The sequence below is a fragment of the Massilia genomosp. 1 genome, assembly GCF_011682185.1.
Classification (GTDB): domain Bacteria; phylum Pseudomonadota; class Gammaproteobacteria; order Burkholderiales; family Burkholderiaceae_D; genus Telluria_A; species Telluria_A rubra.
On the sequence record NZ_WHJF01000113.1, the window covers coordinates 1 to 21,057 of the forward strand.

Here is a 21,057-nt window from a genome sequence, read left to right on the forward strand (position 1 = left end):
AATCGCGGCAACGTGCTTCTCCCAAAAAACGGTCGTGTTTTCCATGCTTGCTCCGGTATCAAATCGAAGTAGCAAGAATGCGGAAATTCGGATTAGCCAGCAAGTCTGGGGTTTATGGAGCGCTTACGACACACTGATTCCTCGCTCGGCCATTTCTGATATGACTTGCCACCCGGTAGGGCTTTTACTGATATACGCTATTGCGGCGTCCATAGCGGCTAAATCGAGTGGATCTCGCGAACCCACTTGGACAAAATCCTCTGCTGTGATTGGCATTTTGTGCTCCATCAAAGTTAAATTTTGAAAATTAGCGGACCTGGTTACTTGCGATCCTCTGCGCAAGGACGGTTTTCAGGGGTACGGGGTTTTGACCAAGCACGAAGTTCAGCGGCGAAATTGTCGTTTTTCGCGAGGATGCTAGTTATGCCGTCATATGTACCGTATTCGGGTTTGGGTGCTGGACTTGCAGCGGCGAAGGTAAGCGAGTGGGTTTCACCTCGGCTGGTGTGGATGTAAACTCCCACCCGAGGGTCGGGGCCATTCAAATAGAATGGCGGTGCCTCGACAATGTCTGCGCGGGCTAAAATGTCCATGACCTGTGAAACCTCCTTCGGATCTTGAACGGAGTACCGGCATCCGAATTCCCTAAAGAGCTCGTCAGTAAGTTGCATGCGAAAGCTTGTGAGTGGAGCTATCGTTACGACGGTGAGCGACCTGATAGAAGGGCGCAATTTGGCTATGGACATGGGAACGGGTATGTTTTCCGTCGCAGCTGAACCTGGCAAACTAATCATCGTTGCAAGGAATGTTGCAAAAAATAGACGTAATTTCATATATTCAACTCCTTTAGTTGCTGTCGTTGAACTGGGCCGGCCAGAGTAAGTGAGGCATGTGATGTCTGGTGCCGTCCCAGTTGGAGACCCCATCTTATTGGCCCGTCAACTCAACCTTTTGAGATTGACCAATCATGCGAAGGGGGTTGCATCAATCTCGACGTCCCTTCCTTGTTATTTCGCTATCTTGCGGTCGATCAAACGTGCAGAGTCTTGATGAACTCGCTTGTTCGCTGTTGAGCACTTATGTTAGGCCGTCATTTTTGCGAGGGGCACTCTGACAGGCAGGTGTACGCTGATCAGGGTCGTGATTGCTTGACGACAACGTGACAGTTCTGCTTGCTTAGACTTGGCGTGAGGTTGCGGCGGGCGGGGCGGCCCGGCTGAGGGATTTTGAAACTACCCGAGGAAACTCTTACCTATTGACCATGCACGCAAAAATGCCCAGCACATGGCCGGGCATTTCTGCGTGTCGTTCGCGTGTGAAAGCACTGACAATTACAGACCACCAAAGGCAACAACAGAACTCAAGCGCATCATCAGAATACCTAATAAATTCAGCGCCTTACGTTGTCTTTCGCGGTCTATCAACTACTAAATGAGTGGTGGAGGCGGCGGGAATCGAACCCGCGTCCGCAAGCACTCTACAGACAGTTCTACATACTTAGCACTGCCATTTAATTTAACCGGTACAACGCGGACGTGCACGCTGTGTACAAGCGAGTTACCTATTATTTAGTCCGGAACTAAGTAACCCAGTTCAAGACGAGTCCCTGTAAATGACTCTAGAGCTTTTGACGGCCCACCCCAGGGACGAGGTGTTCTAGAGCTAGCAGCAATTAAGCTGCGAGTGCGTACGAGTTATCGTTTGCAGTTAAGTTTTTCAGGTTGTATTTACGAGGTAGCCCGCCCTCGGTATGCCCTGCGCTGCTTTGCAACCCACGTCGAAACCAGGTCGCCCCCACAGAACAGCCATTGTACCTCATATCCGCAACACTGTGCCACTCTCGTGTCAAGCAAAACATCGTGGCCAAGCTGTCAAAAAATGGCCACAAAAGAAAACAAAATTTCTCAAATGCATCAAATTAATTGCCACATGGCACTTTTGCAGCTATTCTCTTGGCTGTGACGATGACTTCGCAGTCAAGTCAAACCTTCTAACCCATCTCCAGGAGAACAGCATCATGATGACCAAGACGACCTTCCGCCTTTGCGCAGCACTGATCGTGGCAGCGACCGCCAACGTGGCATTCGCAGCTGACGTACCAGCGGTGTTCGACGCCAAAAGCTGCAAGGCCGACTATCCTAAAGCATCGTTGATGAACGAAGAGCAGGGCGTGGTCAGCATGGCTTTCCTGGTGTCGGCCGAAGGCAAAGTGCTGGAAGCGAAACTGGACAAGACCAGCGGTTTCAAGAGCCTGGACAAAGCCGCGATGAGCGCCATCAGCGCCTGCAAATTCAAGCCGGGCAGCAAAGATGGCCGTCCTGACAGCACCTGGACCAAAGTCGAATACAACTGGACCCTGAGCTGATCGATCAACGCCGGACCATGCGCCAGTGAAGGGCGCATCGTCTCTCGTCGAACCAACAACGCCTGGCCGACGCTTGAAAAAGCGGGGCCAGGCGTTTTGTCGTTGGGGCCGTGCGACGCCGCCCGCCAGGGCGCGCTAGTGAGCCTGAGCCGGCCGCCGCGCTTTACGCCACCAGCGCCGCCGGGGTCGTCGCACCGACTGTCGTGCGCAGCAGTTCCAGCAGATCCTGTGGCGTGTCGAGCAGGTAGTCGGCGCCCCATTCGCTCGGTTCGACCGCGCCGCAATAGCCCCAGGCACAGGCCACGGTGACCATGCCGGCCGCGCGCCCGGCTTCGATGTCGCGCAGGTCGTCGCCCACATACCAGCACTGCTCGGCTGCAATGGCGAGCCGGCGCGCGCCTTCGAGCAGCGGCGCCGGATGTGGCTTGGCGTGCGCGGTGGTGTCGCCGGAAACGATGCAGCCGGCGTGCTCGAGGCCGATCAGGGGAATCAAGGGATCGGTGAAGCGCGCCGGTTTGTTGGTGACGATGCCCCACGCAATGCCTGCTGCGCCGATGCCGGCGAGCAGTTCCGGCACGCCGCCGAACAGGGTGCTGTGCGATGCCATGTCGGCCTGGTAGTAGTCGAACCATTTCACCCGCAGCGCTTCGTAGCCGGCGTCGCCGGGCGCCAGGCCGAACGCGGCGCCGATCATGCCGCGCGCGCCGGCCGAGGCGGTCGGGCGCAACAGCGCGTACGGGGTCGGCTCCAGGCCTCGGTCGGCGCGCAGGCGGTTGACCGCCGCCGCCAAGTCGGGCGCGGTGTCGGCCAGGGTGCCGTCAAGGTCGAACAGGACGGCGCGCGGCGCCGCTGGGGAGGGTGGGAAGGTCATGGCGGCGGCTCGGCGGTCGAGTGGGACGTTACAGGGGACGGCTGCAGGCCAGCAGGTAGTTGACGCTGGTATCCTGGTTCAGGGAGTAGATCTTGGTCAGCGGATTGTAGGTCATGCCCTTGAGGCCGTCTACCTGGAGTCCGGCTTCACGCACGCATTGCGCCAGTTCCGACGGGGTGATGAATTTGCCGTAGTCATGGGTGCCCTTGGGCAGCATGCGCAGCAGGTATTCGGCGCCGACCACGGCGTATAAATAGGCTTTGGGATTGCGGTTGATGGTCGAGAAAAACACGTGCCCGCCCGGCTTGACCAGGGTCGCGGCAGCTTTCACAATGGCGCCCGGATCAGGCACGTGCTCGAGCATTTCCATGCAGGTCACCACGTCGTATTGCCCGGCTTCGCGCGCGGCCATGTCTTCGGCGGCAATCAGTTCGTAGCGCACTTGCACGCCGGACTCCAGGCTGTGCAGGTCGGCCACCTTGAGCGCCTTGTCGGACAGGTCGATGCCGGTGGCGTCGGCGCCTTTGCGCGCCATCGATTCGGTCAGGATGCCGCCGCCGCAGCCGATGTCGATCACTTTCTTGCCGGACAGCGCGGCGCGCGCGTTGATCCATTCGAGGCGCAGCGGGTTGATTTCGTGCAGGGGCTTGAACTCGGACGTCGGGTCCCACCAGCGGTGGGCAAGTTCGCTAAATTTCTGGATTTCTAGAGGGTCGGCATTCATACGCGGAATAATAGCGGGAAATCGGGGAATGCGACGGGCGCATGCATAAAAAAACCGGCTGCCACCCTCAGTCGCTATCCTTCCCGGCGCCGCTCGCGTCGATGCCGATCTTGCCGCTGTCTTGCTCCACCTTGAGCCGTTCCCCGATGCGGGCGATTTCGTTGATGGCCGGAAGCAGTTCCCGTCCCAGCACGGACAGGCCGTATTCGGCCGAGGGCGGCGAGGTGGCCATCAGGGTGCGGATGATGACGCCTTTCTCTTCCAGGTCTTTCAGCCGGCCGGATAACACCTTGGCCGAAATGCCGGGAATGTCGGCGCGCAGTTCGCCGAAGCGGCGCGCACCGCCGCTAAGGTTCCACAGCAGGGTCGGGGTCCAGGCGCCGCCCAGCAGCCACATGCAGGTACCCACCGCGCAGCGCGGGATCGGCATGGCGACTTTACTCTTGCGCATCTTTAAGGACATGGCGAATGCCGCTCCTGTCAGTGGCTTACCGTGCGGTGACTTAGTTACCAAACGGAAACCGGATTATTCGTCTTACCCTTGGTTACTTCGTATCCTTTGGTAACCATGATGGCTATTATACGGACCTTCTTCTCCACCGAAAGGATTGTCCCGATGAAGCTGTACTATTCCCCCGGCGCTTGCTCGCTGGCGCCGCATATCGTCTTGTGCGAAGCGGGCGTGCCGCACCAATTGGTCAAGGTCGACCTGCGCCGCCATCAGTTGCCCGACGGCGCAGATTACTATGCCATCAACCCCAAGGGCGGGGTGCCGGCCATCGACATCGGCGATGGGGTGGTGTTGACCGAGGGCGTGGCGGTGCTGCAGTACCTGGCCGAGCGGCACGCGCCGGCGCTGGCGCCGGCCAAGGGCGCGCTGGAACGCGCCCGCTTGCACGAGATATTGAATTATGTGTCGTCCGATTATGCCAAGGCGTATACGCCGCTGTTCTACCTGGCCGAGGGCGCCAGCCGCGCCGATGCACAGCGCCCGGTGATCGCCAGACTGGGCTACCTCGAGAGCCTGCTGGCCGATGGCCGCGCCTTTATCCTGGGGCCGCAGTTTTCGGTGGCGGATGCGTATGTGTTCGCCGTGACCCGCTGGGCCGGCGACTTCGGCATCGGCCTCGACGCGGTGCCGGCATTGAAGGCGTACATGGCGCGGGTGGCGGCGCGCGCGGCGGTGCAACAGGCGTTGCTGGCGGAAGGACTCACCATGGACGGCGCGCAGGGCTGACGATGGCCGTCGCCGTCGCCGCTGCCCAGCCAGAGGGCAAAAAAAACACCCCTGCGCGAGGGGTGTTCATTTGACGATGCGAATCGTCGTCCCAGTCAGCTTGCCCGCCCGATCGGCCGGCCCGGACAAGCTGTCAGGCGCGCGGCTTACTTGGCGCGGGTGCCGACGACTTCCACTTCAACGCGGCGGTTCTTGGCGCGGCCTTCAGCGGACTTGTTGTCTGCCACTGGCTGCGTTTCGCCCTTGCCTTCGGTGTAGATGCGGTTCGCTTCGATGCCTTTGGCTTGCAGGTAAGCCTTGACAGCTTCGGCGCGGCGGATCGACAGCTTCTGGTTGTAGGCATCGGTACCGACCGAGTCGGTGTGGCCGACGGCGATGATGACTTCCAGGTTGATGCCTTGCAGTTTCGAGCTCAGGTCGTCCAGCTTGCTCTTGCCTTCCGCTTTCAGGACCGACTTGTCGAAGTCGAACAGCGCGTCAGCCGAGAAACTCACCTTGGTCGACTTGACTTCGTCTTGCACAGGCGGCAGTGGCTTCGCGTCCGGGGCGATCGGCGGCTGCACAAGCGCTGCTACCGGCGGCGTGACGCATTTGCCGTTTTCCAGTTTCGCTGGCTCGACGCACAGGGGCAGGTCGCAACCTGGGACCGCATCGGCCGGGGTCCAGTAGCCGGTACGCCAGCACAGGCCGAAAGGATCGCGCGCGATCACGCCACGGGCATCCTGGACATAGGCGCTGTTTGGTTTCGGTGCCATGATGTCGGTGGTCACTGGAGCGAACGGTGGCGACTGTTGTGCCAGTGCGCTGCCTGCGATCGCGGAGGCGGCGAGCATGAGCGAGACGAGTTTTTTCATAGTTTTTCTTCCTTTCGGGGGTGATATCCGCAGCTTTATAGCTGCGCAACTTTTCGAGCGTGGACAAGATAGTAACAGCTTGCCCCAGCCATTACCCGTGACAGTTTCGTGACAGCTTGTGAAACAGGCAATTAACTTCTGGGTCATTCTGCCACATGCGCTTAATTAGCACGAAGGCTGTTAAAACATTCGTGCCGCAATGTAGTGCATCATGTTGTATTCGTGCAACATCGTGTCTGGCTTGTCATCATCGGGTTGACAAAATATGAACGTTTTTATGATTTCGATCACCGTTGTTCCATTGCCTACCATTTAGGATTTGCGCAACTGCCATACGGCGCATGCTAAAATCCCACGCTTGTCTGTAGCTAAGTCGGTGGGCGCACCATCGTTGTGCACCTGTCGCACTGGCGGCATCGAACATGCAGCAGGGGACGTCGCACATTGCGCAGAGCAGCCGGTGTCGATGTTCCAGCAATTTGCGTACAGCTAATATAACCACAGCCTGAGATCAGTCCCGCCAATGGATCAATTCGCAAAAGAAACAATCCCTATTTCCCTCGAAGAAGAGATGCGCAAGAGCTACCTCGATTACGCGATGAGCGTGATCGTCGGCCGTGCCTTGCCGGATGTGCGCGACGGCTTGAAGCCGGTGCACCGCCGCGTCTTGTTCGCCATGCACGAAATGAACAACGTGTACAACCGCCCGTACGTCAAGTGCGCGCGCGTGGTCGGCGAAACCATGGGTAAGTACCACCCGCACGGCGACGCGTCGATTTACGACACGCTGGTGCGCATGGCCCAGGATTTCTCCTTGCGCTACACCTTGATCGATGGCCAGGGCAATTTCGGTTCGGTCGACGGCGACAGCGCCGCGGCCATGCGTTACACCGAGTGCCGCCTCGACAAGATCGCCGGCGAGATCCTGGCCGATATCGACAAGGATACGGTCGACTTCCAGCCCAACTATGATGGCAAGGAAAAAGAACCGACGGTGCTGCCGACCCGGATTCCCAACCTGCTGATCAACGGTTCGTCCGGCATCGCGGTCGGCATGGCCACCAACATCCCGCCGCACAACCTGACCGAGATCGTCAACGGCGCCCTGCACGTGCTGCGCAATCCCGACTGCACCATCGACGAACTGATCGAGATCATCCCGGCGCCGGACTTCCCGACCGCCGGCATCATCTACGGCGTCTCGGGCGTGCGCGACGGCTACCGCACCGGCCGTGGCCGCGTGGTCATGCGCGCCAAGACCCATTTCGAGGAATACGGCAAGGATGGCGGGCGCATCGCGATCATCGTCGACGAGCTGCCGTACCAGGTGAACAAGAAGTCCCTGCTCGAGCGCATCGCGGAGAACGTGCGCGACAAGAAGCTCGAAGGCATTTCCGACATCCGCGACGAGTCCGACAAGTCGGGCATGCGCGTGGTCATCGAACTGAAACGCGGCGAAGTGCCGGAAGTGGTCCTCAACAACCTGTACAAGCAGACCCAGTTGCAGGATACCTTCGGCATGAACATGGTCGCGCTGGTCAACGGCCAGCCGAAACTGCTGAACCTCAAGCAGATGCTGCAATGCTTCCTGTCGCACCGCCGCGAAGTGGTCACGCGCCGCACCGTGTTCGAACTGCGCAAGGCGCGCGAACGCGGCCACATGCTCGAAGGCCTGGCCGTCGCCCTGGCCAATATCGACGACTTCATCGCCATCATCAAGGCCGCGCCGTCGCCACCGATCGCCAAGACCGAACTGATGGCGCGCGCCTGGGACTCGTCCCTGGTGCGCGAAATGCTGCTGCGTACCGCCGAAGGCACCACCATCGGCGGCGTCGAAGCGTTCCGTCCGGAGCACCTGCCGAAGCACTACGGCATGCAGCCCGACGGCATGTACAAGCTGTCCGACGAACAGGCGCAAGAGATCTTGCAAATGCGCCTGCAACGCCTGACGGGCCTGGAGCAGGACAAGATCGTCAACGAGTACAAAGAGATCATGGCGCACATCGCCGACCTGCTCGACATCCTGGCCAAGCCGGAGCGCGTCACCGTCATCATCACCGACGAAATGACGGTGATCATGAACGAGTACGGCGTCGGCAACAAGGACGTGCGCCGCTCGACCATCGAGCACAATGCGACCGACCTGGAAACCGAAGACCTGATCACGCCGCAGGACATGGTGGTGACCCTGTCGCACACCGGTTACATGAAGTCGCAGCCGATCTCCGAATACCGCGCGCAAAAGCGCGGTGGGCGCGGCAAGCAAGCCATGGCGACCAAGGAAGAAGACTGGATCGACCAGCTGTTCATCGCCAACACGCACGATTACATCCTGTGCTTCTCGAACCGCGGCCGCATGTACTGGCTCAAGGTGTGGGAAGTGCCGCAAGGCTCGCGCAACTCGCGCGGTAAACCAATCGTCAACATGTTCCCGCTGCAGGACAACGAGAAGATCACCGTGGTGCTGCCGCTGTCGGGCGTGAACCGCACCTTCCCGGAAGACCACTACGTGTTCATGGCGACCAGCCTCGGTACCGTCAAAAAGACCCCGCTCAAGGACTTCAGCAACCCACGCAAGGCTGGCATCATCGCGGTCGACCTGGACGACGGCGACTTCCTGATCGGCGCCGCGCTGACCGACGGCGAGCACGACGTGATGCTGTTCTCCGACTCCGGCAAGGCGGTGCGCTTCGACGAGAACGACGTGCGTCCGATGGGCCGTACCGCGCGCGGCGTGCGCGGCATGAACCTGGAAGAGGGCCAGAACGTGATCGCCCTGCTGGTGGCCGAAAACGAGCAGCAGTCGGTCCTCACCGCCACCGAGAACGGCTTCGGCAAGCGTACGCCGATCACCGAGTACACCCGTCACGGACGTGGCACCAAGGGCATGATCGCGATCCAGACCAGCGAACGTAACGGCCGCGTGGTCGCCGCCACCCTGGTCGAGCCGAGCGACGAGATCATGCTCATCACCACCGGCGGCGTCTTGATCCGCACCCGCGTGTCGGAAATCCGCGAAATGGGCCGCGCCACGCAAGGCGTGACCCTGATCGCGGTCGAAGACGGCACCAAGTTGAGCGGCTTGCAGCGCATCGTCGAAACCGACCTCGAAGACGTCGACCTCGAAACGCCGCCGGAGTAAAAACGGCATGGGGCCGGTCTTGTTTTCGCACTTCGTGCGAGAATGATGCCGGCCCTCTTTTTTTGAACGCTTGAACGAGCATTCGATGTTCCCATCCGGAGAACCAGCATGAGAGAATTCACTGCCATCATCGTCACCGCGCTGGCCTTGCTCGCCACCCCTGCGTTCGCCCAGAAGGCGCCGCTCGACCCCGCCGTCGACAAGGCGGTGCGCTCGATGCTCGACTCGATGAACTACCGTAAAGTGATCAACGACAGCTTTGCGCAGATCCAGGGTTCGTTGCCGCAAATGTTCCTCCAGGGTGCCCTGAGCGAGATCAATAGCGATCAGCGCCTTACTCCCGCTCAAAAGAAAGCGGCCATTGCGAAAGTGGAGAAGCAGGCGCCGGCCGCTACCCAGCAGTTACGGGCACTGTTCGAGGACCCGACCTTGGCCGAGGACATGATCGAAGAAATGGTGCCGCTGTACGGCAGCCGCTTCACGGTCGCCGAAATCGAGCAGATCGCCGCCTTCTACGGTACCCCGGTGGGCACCAAGATGCTGGCGGTCCTGCCCCAGCTCACGATCGAGGCAATGCAGCTCGGCCAGCGCGTCATGTTGCCGCGTATCGCCAAGATCATCAAAGCCAACACCGCCATCAATTAGCCAACTCTGACGCAAGGAAGCCCGTGACCCAGATCTACAATTTCTCCGCCGGCCCCGCCGTCCTGCCCAAGGAAGTGCTGCGGGAAGCGGCCGCCGACATGCTCGACTGGCACGGCAGCGGCATGTCGGTGATGGAGATGAGTCACCGCGGTCCCGAGTTCATCTCGATCATTGACGCGGCGGTGCGCGACCTGCGCCTGCTGCTGAACGTCCCCGCCAACTACAAGATCCTGTTCCTGCAAGGCGGCGGCCTGGGCGAAAACGCCATCGTGCCGATGAACCTGGTCGGACGGGTGAACCAGCCCGCCACCATCGACTTCGTGCATACCGGTTCCTGGTCCGGCAAGTCGGTCAAGGAAGCGGCGCGCTACGCCAGGGTCAACGTGGCGGCCAGCGGCGAGGCGGGGCGCTTTACCATGGTGCCGCCGCAAAGCGCGTGGCAGCTCACCCCCGGCGCGGCCTACCTGCACCTATGCACCAACGAAACCATCGACGGCGTCGAATACAACTTCGTCCCCGAACTGGCCGGCGATACGCCGATCGTGGCCGACATGTCCTCGCACATCCTGTCGCGCGTGATCGACGTGAGCAAATACGGCGTCATTTTCGGCGGCGCGCAAAAGAACATCGGCCCGGCCGGCCTGACCGTGGTCATCGTGCGCGAGGACCTGCTCGGGCATGCGCTGCCGATCTGCCCGTCCGCCTTCGACTGGAGCATCGTCGCCGCGCACGACTCGATGTACAACACGCCGCCCACCTACGGCATCTACATCGCCGGCCTGGTGTTCGCGCACCTGCTGCGCCAGGGCGGGGTGGCCGCCGCCGAACAACGCAACATCGCCAAGGCCGACCTGCTGTACGCTGCCTTGGACATTGACGATTTTTACCAGAACCGCGTGGCGAAAGACTGCCGCTCGCGCATGAACGTACCGTTCTACCTGCGCGACGAATCGCTCAACGACAAATTCCTGGCCGGTGCAAAAGCGCGCGGCCTGCTGCAGCTCAAGGGCCACAAGTCCGTGGGCGGTATGCGCGCATCGATCTACAACGCGATGCCGATCGAGGGCGTGCAAGCCCTGGTCGATTACCTGAACGAGTTCGCCGGCCGTACCTGACAACAGGGGAGTGCTCTCCTACGCGAACACCCGATTCACCGCAAACCATGCCGCATTCATGACAGACAAACTCACACCATTGCGCGAACAGATCGATGCGATCGACGCGCAGATTCTCACCTTACTCAGCCAGCGTGCGCGCCTGGCGCAGGAAGTCGGCCACGTCAAGGCCGAAACCAGCGCCCCCGTGTTTCGCCCCGAACGCGAAGCGCAGGTGCTGCGCGGCGTGGCCGACCGCAATCCGGGTCCGCTCAAGGCGGCCGAAGTGCAAACCATCTTCCGCGAGATCATGTCGGCCTGCCGCTCGCTCGAAAAGCGCGTCACGGTGGCCTATCTCGGGCCTTCCGGCACCTTCACCGAGCAGGCCGCGTTCCAGCAGTTCGGCAGCGCCATCGAAGGGCTGCCATGCATCTCGATCGACGAGGTATTTCGCGCGACCGAAGCCGGCACCGCCGATTTCGGCGTGGTCCCGGTCGAAAACTCGTCGGAAGGAGCGGTCAACCGCACGCTCGACCTGATGCTCGGCACCACCACCATCATCAGCGGCGAGATCTCGATTCCCGTACACCACAGCCTGATGACCAAGACCGGCAACATGGATGGCGTGACGGTGGTGTGCGCGCACTCGCAGGCCTTGGCCCAGTGCCAGGTCTGGCTGAACCAGAACTACCCCGGCATCGAACGGCGCGCGGTGGTATCGAACGCCGAAGCGGCCGTCATGGCCAGCAAGGATGCGACGATGGCGGCGATTGCCAGCGAAATGGCGGGCGAACAGTATCGCCTCGGCGTGGTCAAGGGCCACATCCAGGACGACCCGCACAACCGCACGCGTTTTGCCGTGATCGGGCATTTGCAGACCAACCCCTCGGGCAGCGACCAGACCTCGCTGGTGCTGGCGGTGCCGAACAAGGCGGGTGCGGTCTACAACCTGCTCGCGCCGCTGGCCGTGAACGGCGTGTCGATGACGCGCTTCGAATCGCGCCCGGCCCGCATCGGCACCTGGGAATACTATTTTTACGTCGACATCGAAGGCCACGTGCAGGACCCGGCGGTGGCCAAGGCGCTCGACGAACTGCGCGACAACGCCGCCTTCTTCAAGGTGCTCGGCTCGTACCCGCTCAGTCTTTGATTTTCACCATTCAAAACAACTACAGAGATAAAACCATGTCCCAGCAATTCGGTCCAGAATACGTCCGCGCCATCGCCCCCTACCAGGCGGGCAAACCGATCGCCGAAGTCGCGCGCGAGTTCGGGCTCGACGAAGCGAACATCGTCAAACTGGCGTCGAACGAAAATCCGTTCGGCGTGCCCGCATCGAGCCAGCAAGCCATGGCGGCGGCGGTGGCCGACCTGGGACGCTACCCGGACGCCAACGGCTTCGACCTGAAAGCGGCGCTCTCAAAACGCTACGAAGTGCCGGCCGACTGGATCACCCTGGGCAACGGCAGCAACGACATCCTGGAGATCGCCGCCCACGCCTTCGTGCAAAAAGGCCAGGCCGTGGTGTACTCGCAATACTCGTTCGCCGTGTACGCGCTGGCCACCCAGGGCGTGGGCGCGCGCGCCATCGTGGTGCCGGCCAGGGATTACGGCCATGACCTCGACGCCATGGCGGCGGCGATTGACGCCGACACGCGCCTGGTCTTCATCGCCAACCCGAACAACCCGACCGGCACCTTTATTGCGGCCGCGCAGATCGAAGCATTCCTGGACAAGGTGCCGGCCAACGTGGTCGTGGTGCTGGACGAAGCCTACAACGAGTTCCTCGCGCCCGAGCACCAGTTCGAGTCAAGCCAGTGGGCGCGCAAGTACCCGAATTTGCTGGTCTCGCGCACCTTCTCCAAAGCCTACGGCCTGGCCGGCCTGCGCGTCGGCTTTGCGATTGCGCAGCCGGCCCTGACCGACCTGATGAACCGCATCCGGCAACCGTTCAACGTCAATTCGCTGGCGCAGGCGGCGGCGATTGCCGCCCTGAACGACAAGCCGTTCCTCGAGCAGGGCGCCAAGAACAACGCCGCCGGCTACGCCCAGTTTGTCGAAGCCTTTAACGAGCTGGGATTGCAGTACGTGCCATCGTTCGGTAACTTCGTGCTGGTCAAGGTTGGCGACGACGATGGCGCCGGCAGCCGCGTGAACCTGGCGCTGCTCAAGCAAGGCGTGATTGTGCGCCCGGTCGGCAACTACGGCCTGCCGCAATGGCTGCGCATCTCGATCGGCCTGCCGGCTGAAAACGCGATCTTCATCGCCGCCCTCAAGAAAGCGCTGGCCTGACGTGTTCACTAAAGTCGTCATCTTCGGCGTTGGGCTGATCGGCGGCTCGTTCGCGCGCGCGCTGCGCCATGCCGGTGCGGTGAGCACCCTGGTCGGCGTGGGCCGCTCGCCGCAAGCGATGGCGCGCGCGCTGGACTTGAACATCATCGACCAGGTGGCCGCTTCGGTGCAGGATGCGATGGCGGGCGCCGACCTGGTGCTGATCGCCGCGCCGGTGGCGCAGACCGCGGCGATCCTGGCGTCGCTGCTGCCGTACCTGGAAGCGGGCACCATCGTCACCGACGCCGGCAGCACCAAGTCCGACGTGGTGGTGGCGGCGCGCGCCGTGATGAAAGGGCGTGTCGGCCAGTTCGTGCCGGGGCACCCGATCGCCGGGCGCGAAACCAACGGGCCGGATGCCGCCATCGTCGACCTGTACCACGGCAAGAAAACCGTGCTCACGCCGCTGCCCGAAAACACGGCCGGCGATGTTGAAAAGGTGGCTGCCGCGTGGAGCGCGTGCGGCGCCATCATCCACAAGCTCTCGCCGCAGGAACACGACACCGTGTTCGCCTCGGTCAGCCACCTGCCGCACTTGCTGGCGTATGCGCTGGTCGACGACATCGCCCGAAAGCCCCACGCCGGCCTGTTGTTCCAGTACGCCGCCAGCGGCTTTCGGGACTTCACGCGCATTGCCGGCTCGTCGCCCGAGATGTGGCGCGACATCTCGCTGGCCAACCAATCGGCCCTTCTGGGCGAGTTGGACGCATATCTGGCACAATTAACAGCGATGCGCGCCATGCTCGCCAGCGGCGACGGCGCGGCAATCGAAGCCGTCTACGCCAACGCCCAGCGCGCGCGCTGCCGCTGGATCGAAGCGATCGAAACGGCCGAAGCGCCGCCGGCGCCAGGCAGCAGTCCGGAATAAACCCAGCATCCCAAGGAACCCCAGCATGACCCAGCAGAAGCAGTACCCGCACCATATCGATCTCAAGCCCGTCATGCACGTCGAGGGCGTGGTGCGGCTGCCGGGGTCCAAGAGCATTTCCAACCGCACCTTGCTGCTGGCCGCGCTGGCCGAAGGCAGCACCACCATCATCGACCTGCTGGCCTCGGACGACACCCTGGTCATGCTGGGCGCGCTGCGCTCGCTGGGCCTGAAATGGGACCAGGTCGACGAACACACCCACATCGTGCATGGCGGCGGCGGCGCGTTGCCGGTGCATGAAGCCGACCTGTTCATGGGTAACGCCGGCACAGCGATCCGCCCGCTGACGGCGGCGCTGGCCGTCATTGGCGGCGACTACACGCTGCACGGCGTCACGCGCATGCACGAGCGCCCGATCGGCGACCTGGTCGACGCGTTGAATGCCATTGGCGCGCAGATCGACTACGCCGGCGTGGAAGGTTTTCCGCCGCTGCGCATCCGGCGCGGGCATATCCACGCGCAGCGCCTGTCGGTGCGCGGCAACGTATCGAGCCAGTTCCTGACCGCCTTGCTGATGGCCGCGCCGCTGATGGCGCGCGAGCAGCCGGTGACGATCGACGTGGCCGGAGAACTGATCTCCAAGCCGTATATCGAGATTACCCTGAACCTGATGCGGCGCTTCGGCGTGACGGTGGAGCAGGATGGCTGGCAATCGTTCACCGTGCAGCCGGGCCAGCGCTACACCAGTCCCGGCACGATTCATGTGGAAGGCGATGCCTCGTCGGCCTCGTACTTTTTGGCGGCGGGCGCGATTGGCGGCGGCCCGATCCGGGTTGAGGGAGTCGGGCGCGACAGCATCCAGGGCGACGTGCGCTTTGCCGAAGCGCTCGAGCAGATGGGCGCGACGATCACGCGCGGCGACAACTGGATCGAAGCGCGTTCGAACGGCGTACTGAACGCCATCGACGCCGACTTCAACCACATTCCCGACGCGGCGATGACGATTGCGGTGGCGGCCTTGTACGCCGACGGCACCACGACCTTGCGCAACATCGCCAGCTGGCGCGTGAAAGAGACCGACCGCCTGGCCGCAATGGCGACCGAATTGCGCAAGCTCGGCGCGATTGTCGTGGAAGGGCCGGATTTCATTTCCGTGACGCCGCCCGAGGGCGAGCTGAGCGCGGCGACGATCGACACGTATGACGACCACCGGATGGCGATGTGTTTCTCGCTGGCGAGCCTGGACGGCAAAGCGCGGCGCGGCAACACGATGCGCATCAACGACCCCAAGTGCGTCGCCAAGACCTTCCCCGACTACTTCGCCGCCTTCGCCGGCATCGCCCACGATCAACTGATTTAAGGTTGAGCTCGTACAACAGAGCTCAATCTGCCGACAACCGGGGTCAGAGCTTTAATTAGAAACTAATTGCATCATAGCGACACCATCACACAACCGGGGTCTGACCTCTGATTAGAAATTAATTGCACATAACGATGGAATTTTCTGAGACCACACGTTGCGCGCTCCGTTCTGCCCACGCGGAAGCCCGTGGCATAGTGAGGCATCGGCGTAGCGCTGGCTGCTGCGTGACGGCCATTGTTTGCTGGTAACAAATTCTCATCAGAGTTCAGGCCCTGGTTGAGCGGTTTGACAATGTTTCAATTTAAAGCTCTGACCCTGGTTGGGTGATTTTGCAATGTTTCGAATTGAAGCTCTGACCCCGGTGGTAGGACTTTTGATCCTCATCCCGGGATTTTTCGCAACACCGTTTTTGTACGTTTTATCGTGATTTCACCAGGACACCGTCCCATGCCATATTCGCATATTCCCGTCATCGCCATCGATGGCCCCACCGCTTCCGGCAAGGGGACCGTCGCCCACAAGGTGGCCGATCGCCTCGGCTTCCATTACCTCGATTCCGGCGCCTTGTACCGGCTTACCGCACTGATGGCCTTGCGCAAGGGGACTGCGGTCAATGACGAGCACGCCCTCGCCAAGCTGGCCGAACACCTCCCCGCCAGCTTCAGCGGCGGAGAAATCCTGCTGGCGAAGGAACATGTCACCCAACTCATCCGCGCGGAGGAGGTCGGCAACATGGCGTCGAAGATCGCCGCGCTGCCCGCCGTGCGCCAGGCTTTGTTCGCCCTGCAACTGGGCTTTCGCCGGGCCCCGGGACTGGTCGCCGATGGCCGCGACATGGGTACGGTCATCTTTCCGCACGCGCAACTGAAGGTGTTTCTCACCGCCAGTACCGAGGCGCGCGCGCAACGCCGATATAAGCAATTGATTGACAAGGGGTTTTCTGCTAATATAGAAGACCTCCTGTCCGATTTGAAGGCGCGCGACGACCGTGATACTTACCGGGCCATCGCGCCATTGATGCCGGCAGAAGGGGCGCACCTGCTCGATACCTCCAATATGACCGCTGACGAAGCGGTCGAGGAAGTGCTGAAATGGTATGCGCACGCCAAGCAGTCGTAGTCTGAAGTAGCAATGGGTGCTTGCAATTGCAATAGTGCCATTGCAGGCGTTGAATCAACCTATAACCCAGTTTAAGTCGCATGGTGCGATCTCTGCTGGCTAACTCGTGTACAAACTATGTCAACAGCAACAACTGAAGCAACCGGTATGGAAAGTTTTGCAGCGCTCTTCGAGGAATCGTTGTCGCGCCAAGATATGCGCTCCGGCGAAGTTATTTCCGCTGAAGTCGTGCGTCTCGACCACAATTTCGTGATCGTCAACGCTGGCCTCAAATCCGAAGCTTTCATTCCTATCGAAGAATTCAAGAACGACCAGGGCGAACTGGAAGTTCAAGTCGGCGATTTCGTTTCCGTAGCGATTGAGTCGCTGGAAAACGGCTTCGGCGATACCATCCTGTCGCGCGACAAGGCAAAACGCCTGGCGTCGTGGCTGGCACTGGAAAAAGCCATGGAATCGGGCGAGATCGTCGTCGGTACCGTCAATGGCAAAGTCAAGGGCGGCCTGACCGTTCTGACCAACGGCATCCGCGCGTTCCTGCCGGGTTCGCTGGTCGACACCCGTCCTGTCAAGGACACCACCCCGTTCGAAGGCAAGACCCTGGAATTCAAGGTCATCAAGCTCGACCGTAAGCGTAACAACGTGGTTCTGTCCCGCCGCGCCGTCATCGAAGCGTCGATGGGCGAAGAGCGTCAGAAACTGATGGAAACGCTGAAAGAAGGCACGGTCGTGACCGGCGTCGTCAAAAATATCACCGACTACGGCGCGTTCGTGGACCTGGGCGGTATCGATGGCCTGCTGCACATCACCGACCTGGCATGGCGTCGTGTGCGTCACCCGTCGGAAGTGCTGACCGTTGGCCAGGAAATCACCGCCAAAGTCCTGAAGTACGATCAGGAAAAGAACCGTGTTTCGCTGGGCGTGAAGCAACTGGGCGACGATCCTTGGACCGGTCTGTCCCGTCGTTATCCACAAAGCACCCGTCTGTTCGGCAAAGTAACGAACCTCACCGACTACGGCGCGTTCGTGGAAGTCGAGCAGGGTATCGAAGGTCTGGTCCACGTTTCCGAAATGGACTGGACCAACAAGAACGTGGCGCCAAACAAAGTTGTCCAGCTGGGCGACGAAGTGGAAGTCATGGTTCTCGAGATCGACGAAGAGCGTCGCCGTATTTCGCTGGGCATGAAGCAGTGCAAAGCCAATCCATGGGATGACTTCGGCGTTACCCATAAAAAGGGCGACAAAGTCCGCGGCGCGATCAAGTCGATCACCGACTTCGGCGTGTTCATCGGCCTGGCCGGCAACATCGATGGTCTGGTACACCTGTCCGACCTGTCCTGGACCGAAACCGGCGAAGAAGCTGTCCGTCGTTTCAAAAAGGGCGACGAACTGGAAGCCATCGTGTTGGCGATCGACGTCGAACGCGAGCGCGTTTCCCTGGGTGTCAAGCAACTCGAAGGCGACCCATTCAACAACTTCGCTGCAATGAACGACAAAGGCTCCCTGGTAACGGGTACAGTCAAGTCGGTCGAGCCTAAGGGCGCTGTGATCCAGCTGTCCGAAGAAGTTGAAGGCTACCTGCGTGCTTCCGAAATCTCGCGCGACCGCGTTGAAGATGCCGGTACCCACCTGAAGGTTGGCGATTCGGTTGAAGCACTGGTGATCAACATTGACCGCAAAGCGCGCAGCATCCAGCTGTCGATCAAAGCGAAAGACAATGTCGATACCCAGGAAGCGATGCAGAAAATTGCTTCGACCTCCGACAACAATGCAGCATCGGGCACCACCAGCCTGGGCGCACTGTTGAAAGCTAAGTTCGACAACAAGAACTAAGACACTCGGAATCGACAGATGACGAAGTCCGAGTTGATTAACCGCCTGGCTGAGCGCTATTCTCAGCTGGTGGCCAAGGATGCGGAGTACGCTGTCAAGACCATTCTCGATGCCATGACCAACGCTTTGGCGACTGGCCAGCGCATCGAGATCCGTGGTTTTGGTAGTTTTGCCCTGAACAGCCGGCCGCCGCGCATCGGACGCAATCCCAAGTCCGGCGACAAGGTGATGGTGCCCGAAAAACGGGTTCCGCACTTCAAGCCGGGCAAGCAATTGCGCGAACGGGTAGATGCGATGGTCGGGCAGCCGATTATTGAAGACTGAGTCGTTTGTCGACACAGAAGAACGGTATCCTTGGATGCCGTTTTTTTTCGTCCGCCCAGCATGGGCGCACTCCTGCGGGTGCAAGTCCCGCCGCGAGCTGACCACAGTGAGCGAAGTGAAGCGCAACTGCGGAAGAGCAATCGACCGTGGAGAGGAAGCGTGAATCGTAAATCATGAGCCGAGGTACACGAACCGCATAGAAGGCGCTGCCGAGCAGGGCGAGCGGGCGAGAAACCGTAAAGCTCTTGTGGTCAAGGCGAAGTGGCGTAAATGCGGCGGTTGTGTGATGAAGGAGTGCGGCCCTTACCTGGGGACGCCCTGCCTCACGTCTGAAAGGACGACGGCGTTGCCGTAGCAGGGTCTCAGCAGAGGTCATAGTAGTTGGTGGTAGCGCCGGGAAGGCTCGACCCCGCCGATGAAGGACTTAACGAGTAGGAGTGTTGTCCGGCATGTCGATACAACAGGCAATGCGTCAGATGCCCGCGTCAGCGGGGCGGGAGGCCAGCGGTCAGGATGAAGCCTTGGCTGCAACTTCCAGCGACGAAGCTTGCTGTCCGCGGCATGTGTCAGGAGACGCGGGATCAATGCTGCTGCGTGCAGCGTTGAGAAGGGAGAACCTGCTGCAAGCGTTCAAACGTGTGCGTCGCAACAAGGGCGCAGCCGGGGTGGATGGTCGGGACATCGACGAGACCTCGCGCTATCTGGCTGTGGCTTGGCCGGAGATACGTGAACAACTGCTGGCGGGGACGTACCGGCCCAGTCCGGTACGCAGGGTGACGATTCCGAAGCCCGATGGTGGCGAGCGTGAGCTCGGCATTCCGACGGTGACGGATCGCTTGATCCAGCAAGCACTGCTCCAAGTGCTGCAACCGATTCTTGATCCTACATTCAGCGAGCACAGCTACGGTTTCCGTCCGGGCCGGGGTGCGCACGACGCGGTTCTTGCCGCGCGCGCGTACGTGCAGTCGGGACGGCGGATCGTGGTGGACGTGGACTTGTCGAAGTTCTTCGACCGGGTCAACCACGACATCCTGATTGAGCGCCTACGGAAACGCATCGACGACGCGGGAGTGATCCGGCTGGTCCGTGCCTATCTGAACAGCGGCATCATGGACCACGGCGTGGTGCAGTCGCGGCACGAGGGTACGCCGCAAGGCGGTCCGCTGTCGCCGCTGCTGGCGAACGTCCTGCTCGATGAGGTGGACAAGGAGTTGGAACGGCGCGGCCATTGCTTTGCGCGCTACGCCGACGACGCGAACGTATACGTTCGCAGCAAACGCGCTGGCGAGCGGGTGATGGTGCTGTTGCGTCGGTGCTATGCCAAGTTGCATCTCGTGGTCAACGAAGGCAAGAGTGCGGTGGCCAGTGCATTCGGCCGCAAATTCCTCGGTTACAGCCTGTGGGTGGCAAGAGGGAAAGTGGTGAAATTGAAGGTCGCGGACAAGCCGCTGGCAACGTTCAAACAGCGAATCCGTGAACTGACAAGGCGCTCCTGTGGCCGCAGCATGGCCCAGACCGTCGACAAACTGCGATCTTATATGCTTGGCTGGAAAGGGTACTTCAAGCTGGCTCAAACCCCAAAGATCTGGAAGAAACTCGATGAATGGCTGCGCCACAGGCTTAGGGCAATCCAGCTCAAGCAATGGAGGCGTGGAAAAACCATGCATCGAGAGTTACTCCGGCTCGGGGCTGGGCCTACGGTCGCAAGGCAGGTAGCGGCAAACAGCTGCTGCTGGTGGCGAAACGCTGATCGACTGCTGAAAACAGTCCTCACAATCGCTTATTTCGATAGACTTGGCGTACCTCGCCTGTCCTAACCTCAACTGCTCGAACCGCCCGGTGCGGACCCGCATGCCGGGTGGTGTGGCAGGGGACCGGCCAGTTATACTGGCTGCCCCTATGCCGATGTCCGCAAGTTGACCAGGTTCGTCCCAATTGGCCTCATCGCCTTCTGTTTTTGCGCCGGGCTTCGTGGTCCGACAATCATGCATTCCCGTACCAGCAGTCTGACGCGATCCCACGTCCGGCAGCCGATCATTGCATGCTGCGTCGTTTTGTCGAAACATGAGAACGGCAGCCATCGGTCAATGCAGTCCGATATCGTCTATCGTTGCGGCAGCGCGTTCTTTTTCGAATTTGTACCCATCGCACCGTATTTTTGCTTCGTAACTGTTTAGCCTGAGCGAGCACGTGCCAGAGTTGTTCGTTTCTTGAAATCGGTCCATGATGCTGATCATGACAAAACTGCGCCCCCTTCCAGATCTTTCCAAGCTTTCCGCCGCGGAAAAGG

General features: G+C 60.7%; 20 protein-coding genes and 1 other RNA gene. 14 read left to right on the forward strand and 7 right to left on the reverse strand.

Features of this window, described 5'->3' with window-relative positions; translation table 11 throughout:
- The coding region (locus F1735_RS35830) for a hypothetical protein (RefSeq protein ID WP_222853099.1) at positions 1–304 on the forward strand (304 nt) is incomplete at its 5' end.
- A gap of 16 nt (positions 305–320) precedes the next feature.
- On the opposite strand, the gene F1735_RS28100 is transcribed toward F1735_RS35830, so the two are convergent.
- Positions 321–833, reverse strand: coding sequence for a hypothetical protein (locus tag F1735_RS28100; RefSeq protein WP_167240001.1), 513 nt, complete (start codon positions 831–833; stop codon positions 321–323).
- 603 nt (positions 834–1,436) lie between these two features.
- Positions 1,437–1,796: a transfer-messenger RNA gene (ssrA, locus tag F1735_RS28105) on the reverse strand.
- A 224-nt stretch (positions 1,797–2,020) separates the two neighbouring features.
- Here ssrA and F1735_RS28110 point away from each other — a divergent pair.
- Entirely contained in the window at positions 2,021–2,365 is a 345-nt protein-coding gene (locus F1735_RS28110) for an energy transducer TonB (RefSeq protein ID WP_167077029.1), read from the forward strand.
- A gap of 163 nt (positions 2,366–2,528) precedes the next feature.
- On the opposite strand, the gene F1735_RS28115 is transcribed toward F1735_RS28110, so the two are convergent.
- The 3 genes from F1735_RS28115 to F1735_RS28125 all read right to left on the reverse strand — a co-directional run bounded on the left by F1735_RS28115 (position 2,529) and on the right by F1735_RS28125 (position 4,423).
- Positions 2,529–3,236, reverse strand: a complete 708-nt coding sequence (locus tag F1735_RS28115) for an HAD family hydrolase (protein ID WP_167240002.1) — start codon at positions 3,234–3,236, stop codon at positions 2,529–2,531.
- A 28-nt stretch (positions 3,237–3,264) separates the two neighbouring features.
- Complete coding sequence (gene ubiG, locus F1735_RS28120; RefSeq protein ID WP_167240003.1) at positions 3,265–3,960, reverse strand: bifunctional 2-polyprenyl-6-hydroxyphenol methylase/3-demethylubiquinol 3-O-methyltransferase UbiG; 696 nt, start codon at positions 3,958–3,960, stop codon at positions 3,265–3,267.
- A 67-nt stretch (positions 3,961–4,027) separates the two neighbouring features.
- Positions 4,028–4,423 (reverse strand): winged helix-turn-helix transcriptional regulator, encoded by a 396-nt coding sequence (locus F1735_RS28125; protein WP_167240004.1) that lies wholly within the window; start codon positions 4,421–4,423, stop codon positions 4,028–4,030.
- Positions 4,424–4,576: 153 nt separating this feature from the next.
- On the opposite strand from F1735_RS28125, the gene F1735_RS28130 reads away from it, so the two are divergent.
- The gene (locus F1735_RS28130) at positions 4,577–5,197 is read left to right on the forward strand and encodes a glutathione binding-like protein (protein ID WP_167240005.1); all 621 of its coding nucleotides are present in this window, start codon (positions 4,577–4,579) and stop codon (positions 5,195–5,197) included.
- A gap of 146 nt (positions 5,198–5,343) precedes the next feature.
- Here F1735_RS28130 and ompA read toward each other — a convergent pair whose 3' ends face one another.
- The gene (ompA, locus tag F1735_RS28135) at positions 5,344–6,051 is read right to left on the reverse strand and encodes an outer membrane protein OmpA (protein ID WP_167240006.1); all 708 of its coding nucleotides are present in this window, start codon (positions 6,049–6,051) and stop codon (positions 5,344–5,346) included.
- 523 nt (positions 6,052–6,574) lie between these two features.
- Here ompA and gyrA point away from each other — a divergent pair.
- The 11 genes from gyrA to ltrA all read left to right on the forward strand — a co-directional run bounded on the left by gyrA (position 6,575) and on the right by ltrA (position 20,584).
- Positions 6,575–9,193 (forward strand): DNA gyrase subunit A, encoded by a 2,619-nt coding sequence (gene gyrA / locus F1735_RS28140; protein WP_166890404.1) that lies wholly within the window; start codon positions 6,575–6,577, stop codon positions 9,191–9,193.
- A gap of 108 nt (positions 9,194–9,301) precedes the next feature.
- Positions 9,302–9,838, forward strand: a complete 537-nt coding sequence (locus F1735_RS28145) for a DUF2059 domain-containing protein (protein ID WP_167240007.1) — start codon at positions 9,302–9,304, stop codon at positions 9,836–9,838.
- Positions 9,839–9,861: 23 nt separating this feature from the next.
- On the forward strand, positions 9,862–10,953 hold the full coding sequence (gene serC, locus F1735_RS28150) for a 3-phosphoserine/phosphohydroxythreonine transaminase (RefSeq protein WP_167240008.1): 1,092 nt from the start codon (positions 9,862–9,864) through the stop codon (positions 10,951–10,953).
- Positions 10,954–11,011: 58 nt separating this feature from the next.
- Positions 11,012–12,082, forward strand: a complete 1,071-nt coding sequence (pheA, locus tag F1735_RS28155) for a prephenate dehydratase (protein ID WP_167240009.1) — start codon at positions 11,012–11,014, stop codon at positions 12,080–12,082.
- Positions 12,083–12,117: 35 nt separating this feature from the next.
- Positions 12,118–13,224 carry a histidinol-phosphate transaminase gene (gene hisC, locus F1735_RS28160; RefSeq protein WP_167240010.1) on the forward strand — a complete coding sequence of 369 codons (1,107 nt, stop codon included), beginning with the start codon at positions 12,118–12,120 and terminating at the stop codon, positions 13,222–13,224.
- A 1-nt stretch (position 13,225) separates the two neighbouring features.
- On the forward strand, positions 13,226–14,131 hold the full coding sequence (locus tag F1735_RS28165) for a prephenate dehydrogenase (protein WP_167240011.1): 906 nt from the start codon (positions 13,226–13,228) through the stop codon (positions 14,129–14,131).
- Between the two features lie 25 nt (positions 14,132–14,156).
- Positions 14,157–15,491, forward strand: a complete 1,335-nt coding sequence (gene aroA / locus F1735_RS28170; RefSeq protein ID WP_167240012.1) for a 3-phosphoshikimate 1-carboxyvinyltransferase — start codon at positions 14,157–14,159, stop codon at positions 15,489–15,491.
- A gap of 450 nt (positions 15,492–15,941) precedes the next feature.
- A complete protein-coding gene (cmk, locus tag F1735_RS28175) occupies positions 15,942–16,613 on the forward strand; it encodes a (d)CMP kinase (protein WP_167240013.1) in 672 nt (223 codons plus the stop codon).
- A 117-nt stretch (positions 16,614–16,730) separates the two neighbouring features.
- The gene (gene rpsA, locus F1735_RS28180) at positions 16,731–18,443 is read left to right on the forward strand and encodes a 30S ribosomal protein S1 (protein WP_267875858.1); all 1,713 of its coding nucleotides are present in this window, start codon (positions 16,731–16,733) and stop codon (positions 18,441–18,443) included.
- A gap of 18 nt (positions 18,444–18,461) precedes the next feature.
- Positions 18,462–18,767, forward strand: coding sequence for an integration host factor subunit beta (locus F1735_RS28185; RefSeq protein WP_008446215.1), 306 nt, complete (start codon positions 18,462–18,464; stop codon positions 18,765–18,767).
- Between the two features lie 449 nt (positions 18,768–19,216).
- A complete protein-coding gene (ltrA, locus tag F1735_RS28190; protein WP_167240014.1) occupies positions 19,217–20,584 on the forward strand; it encodes a group II intron reverse transcriptase/maturase in 1,368 nt (455 codons plus the stop codon).
- Positions 20,585–20,801: 217 nt separating this feature from the next.
- Here ltrA and F1735_RS35835 read toward each other — a convergent pair.
- On the reverse strand, positions 20,802–21,057 hold a 256-nt coding region (locus tag F1735_RS35835), incomplete at its 5' end, for a hypothetical protein (protein WP_222853100.1).

What these genes read in the sequence shown, in the direction of transcription:
- F1735_RS28100 (WP_167240001.1), bottom strand. Translation starts at nt 833, where the DNA reads ATGAAATTACGTCTATTTTTTGCAACATTCCTTGCAACGATGATTAGT.
- F1735_RS28110 (WP_167077029.1), top strand. Translation starts at nt 2,021, where the DNA reads ATGACCAAGACGACCTTCCGCCTTTGCGCAGCACTGATCGTGGCAGCG.
- F1735_RS28115 (WP_167240002.1), bottom strand. Translation starts at nt 3,236, where the DNA reads ATGACCTTCCCACCCTCCCCAGCGGCGCCGCGCGCCGTCCTGTTCGAC.
- ubiG (WP_167240003.1), bottom strand. Translation starts at nt 3,960, where the DNA reads ATGAATGCCGACCCTCTAGAAATCCAGAAATTTAGCGAACTTGCCCAC.
- F1735_RS28125 (WP_167240004.1), bottom strand. Translation starts at nt 4,423, where the DNA reads ATGTCCTTAAAGATGCGCAAGAGTAAAGTCGCCATGCCGATCCCGCGC.
- F1735_RS28130 (WP_167240005.1), top strand. Translation starts at nt 4,577, where the DNA reads ATGAAGCTGTACTATTCCCCCGGCGCTTGCTCGCTGGCGCCGCATATC.
- ompA (WP_167240006.1), bottom strand. Translation starts at nt 6,051, where the DNA reads ATGAAAAAACTCGTCTCGCTCATGCTCGCCGCCTCCGCGATCGCAGGC.
- gyrA (WP_166890404.1), top strand. Translation starts at nt 6,575, where the DNA reads ATGGATCAATTCGCAAAAGAAACAATCCCTATTTCCCTCGAAGAAGAG.
- F1735_RS28145 (WP_167240007.1), top strand. Translation starts at nt 9,302, where the DNA reads ATGAGAGAATTCACTGCCATCATCGTCACCGCGCTGGCCTTGCTCGCC.
- pheA (WP_167240009.1), top strand. Translation starts at nt 11,012, where the DNA reads ATGACAGACAAACTCACACCATTGCGCGAACAGATCGATGCGATCGAC.
- hisC (WP_167240010.1), top strand. Translation starts at nt 12,118, where the DNA reads ATGTCCCAGCAATTCGGTCCAGAATACGTCCGCGCCATCGCCCCCTAC.
- aroA (WP_167240012.1), top strand. Translation starts at nt 14,157, where the DNA reads ATGACCCAGCAGAAGCAGTACCCGCACCATATCGATCTCAAGCCCGTC.
- cmk (WP_167240013.1), top strand. Translation starts at nt 15,942, where the DNA reads ATGCCATATTCGCATATTCCCGTCATCGCCATCGATGGCCCCACCGCT.
- rpsA (WP_267875858.1), top strand. Translation starts at nt 16,731, where the DNA reads ATGTCAACAGCAACAACTGAAGCAACCGGTATGGAAAGTTTTGCAGCG.
- F1735_RS28185 (WP_008446215.1), top strand. Translation starts at nt 18,462, where the DNA reads ATGACGAAGTCCGAGTTGATTAACCGCCTGGCTGAGCGCTATTCTCAG.
- ltrA (WP_167240014.1), top strand. Translation starts at nt 19,217, where the DNA reads ATGTCGATACAACAGGCAATGCGTCAGATGCCCGCGTCAGCGGGGCGG.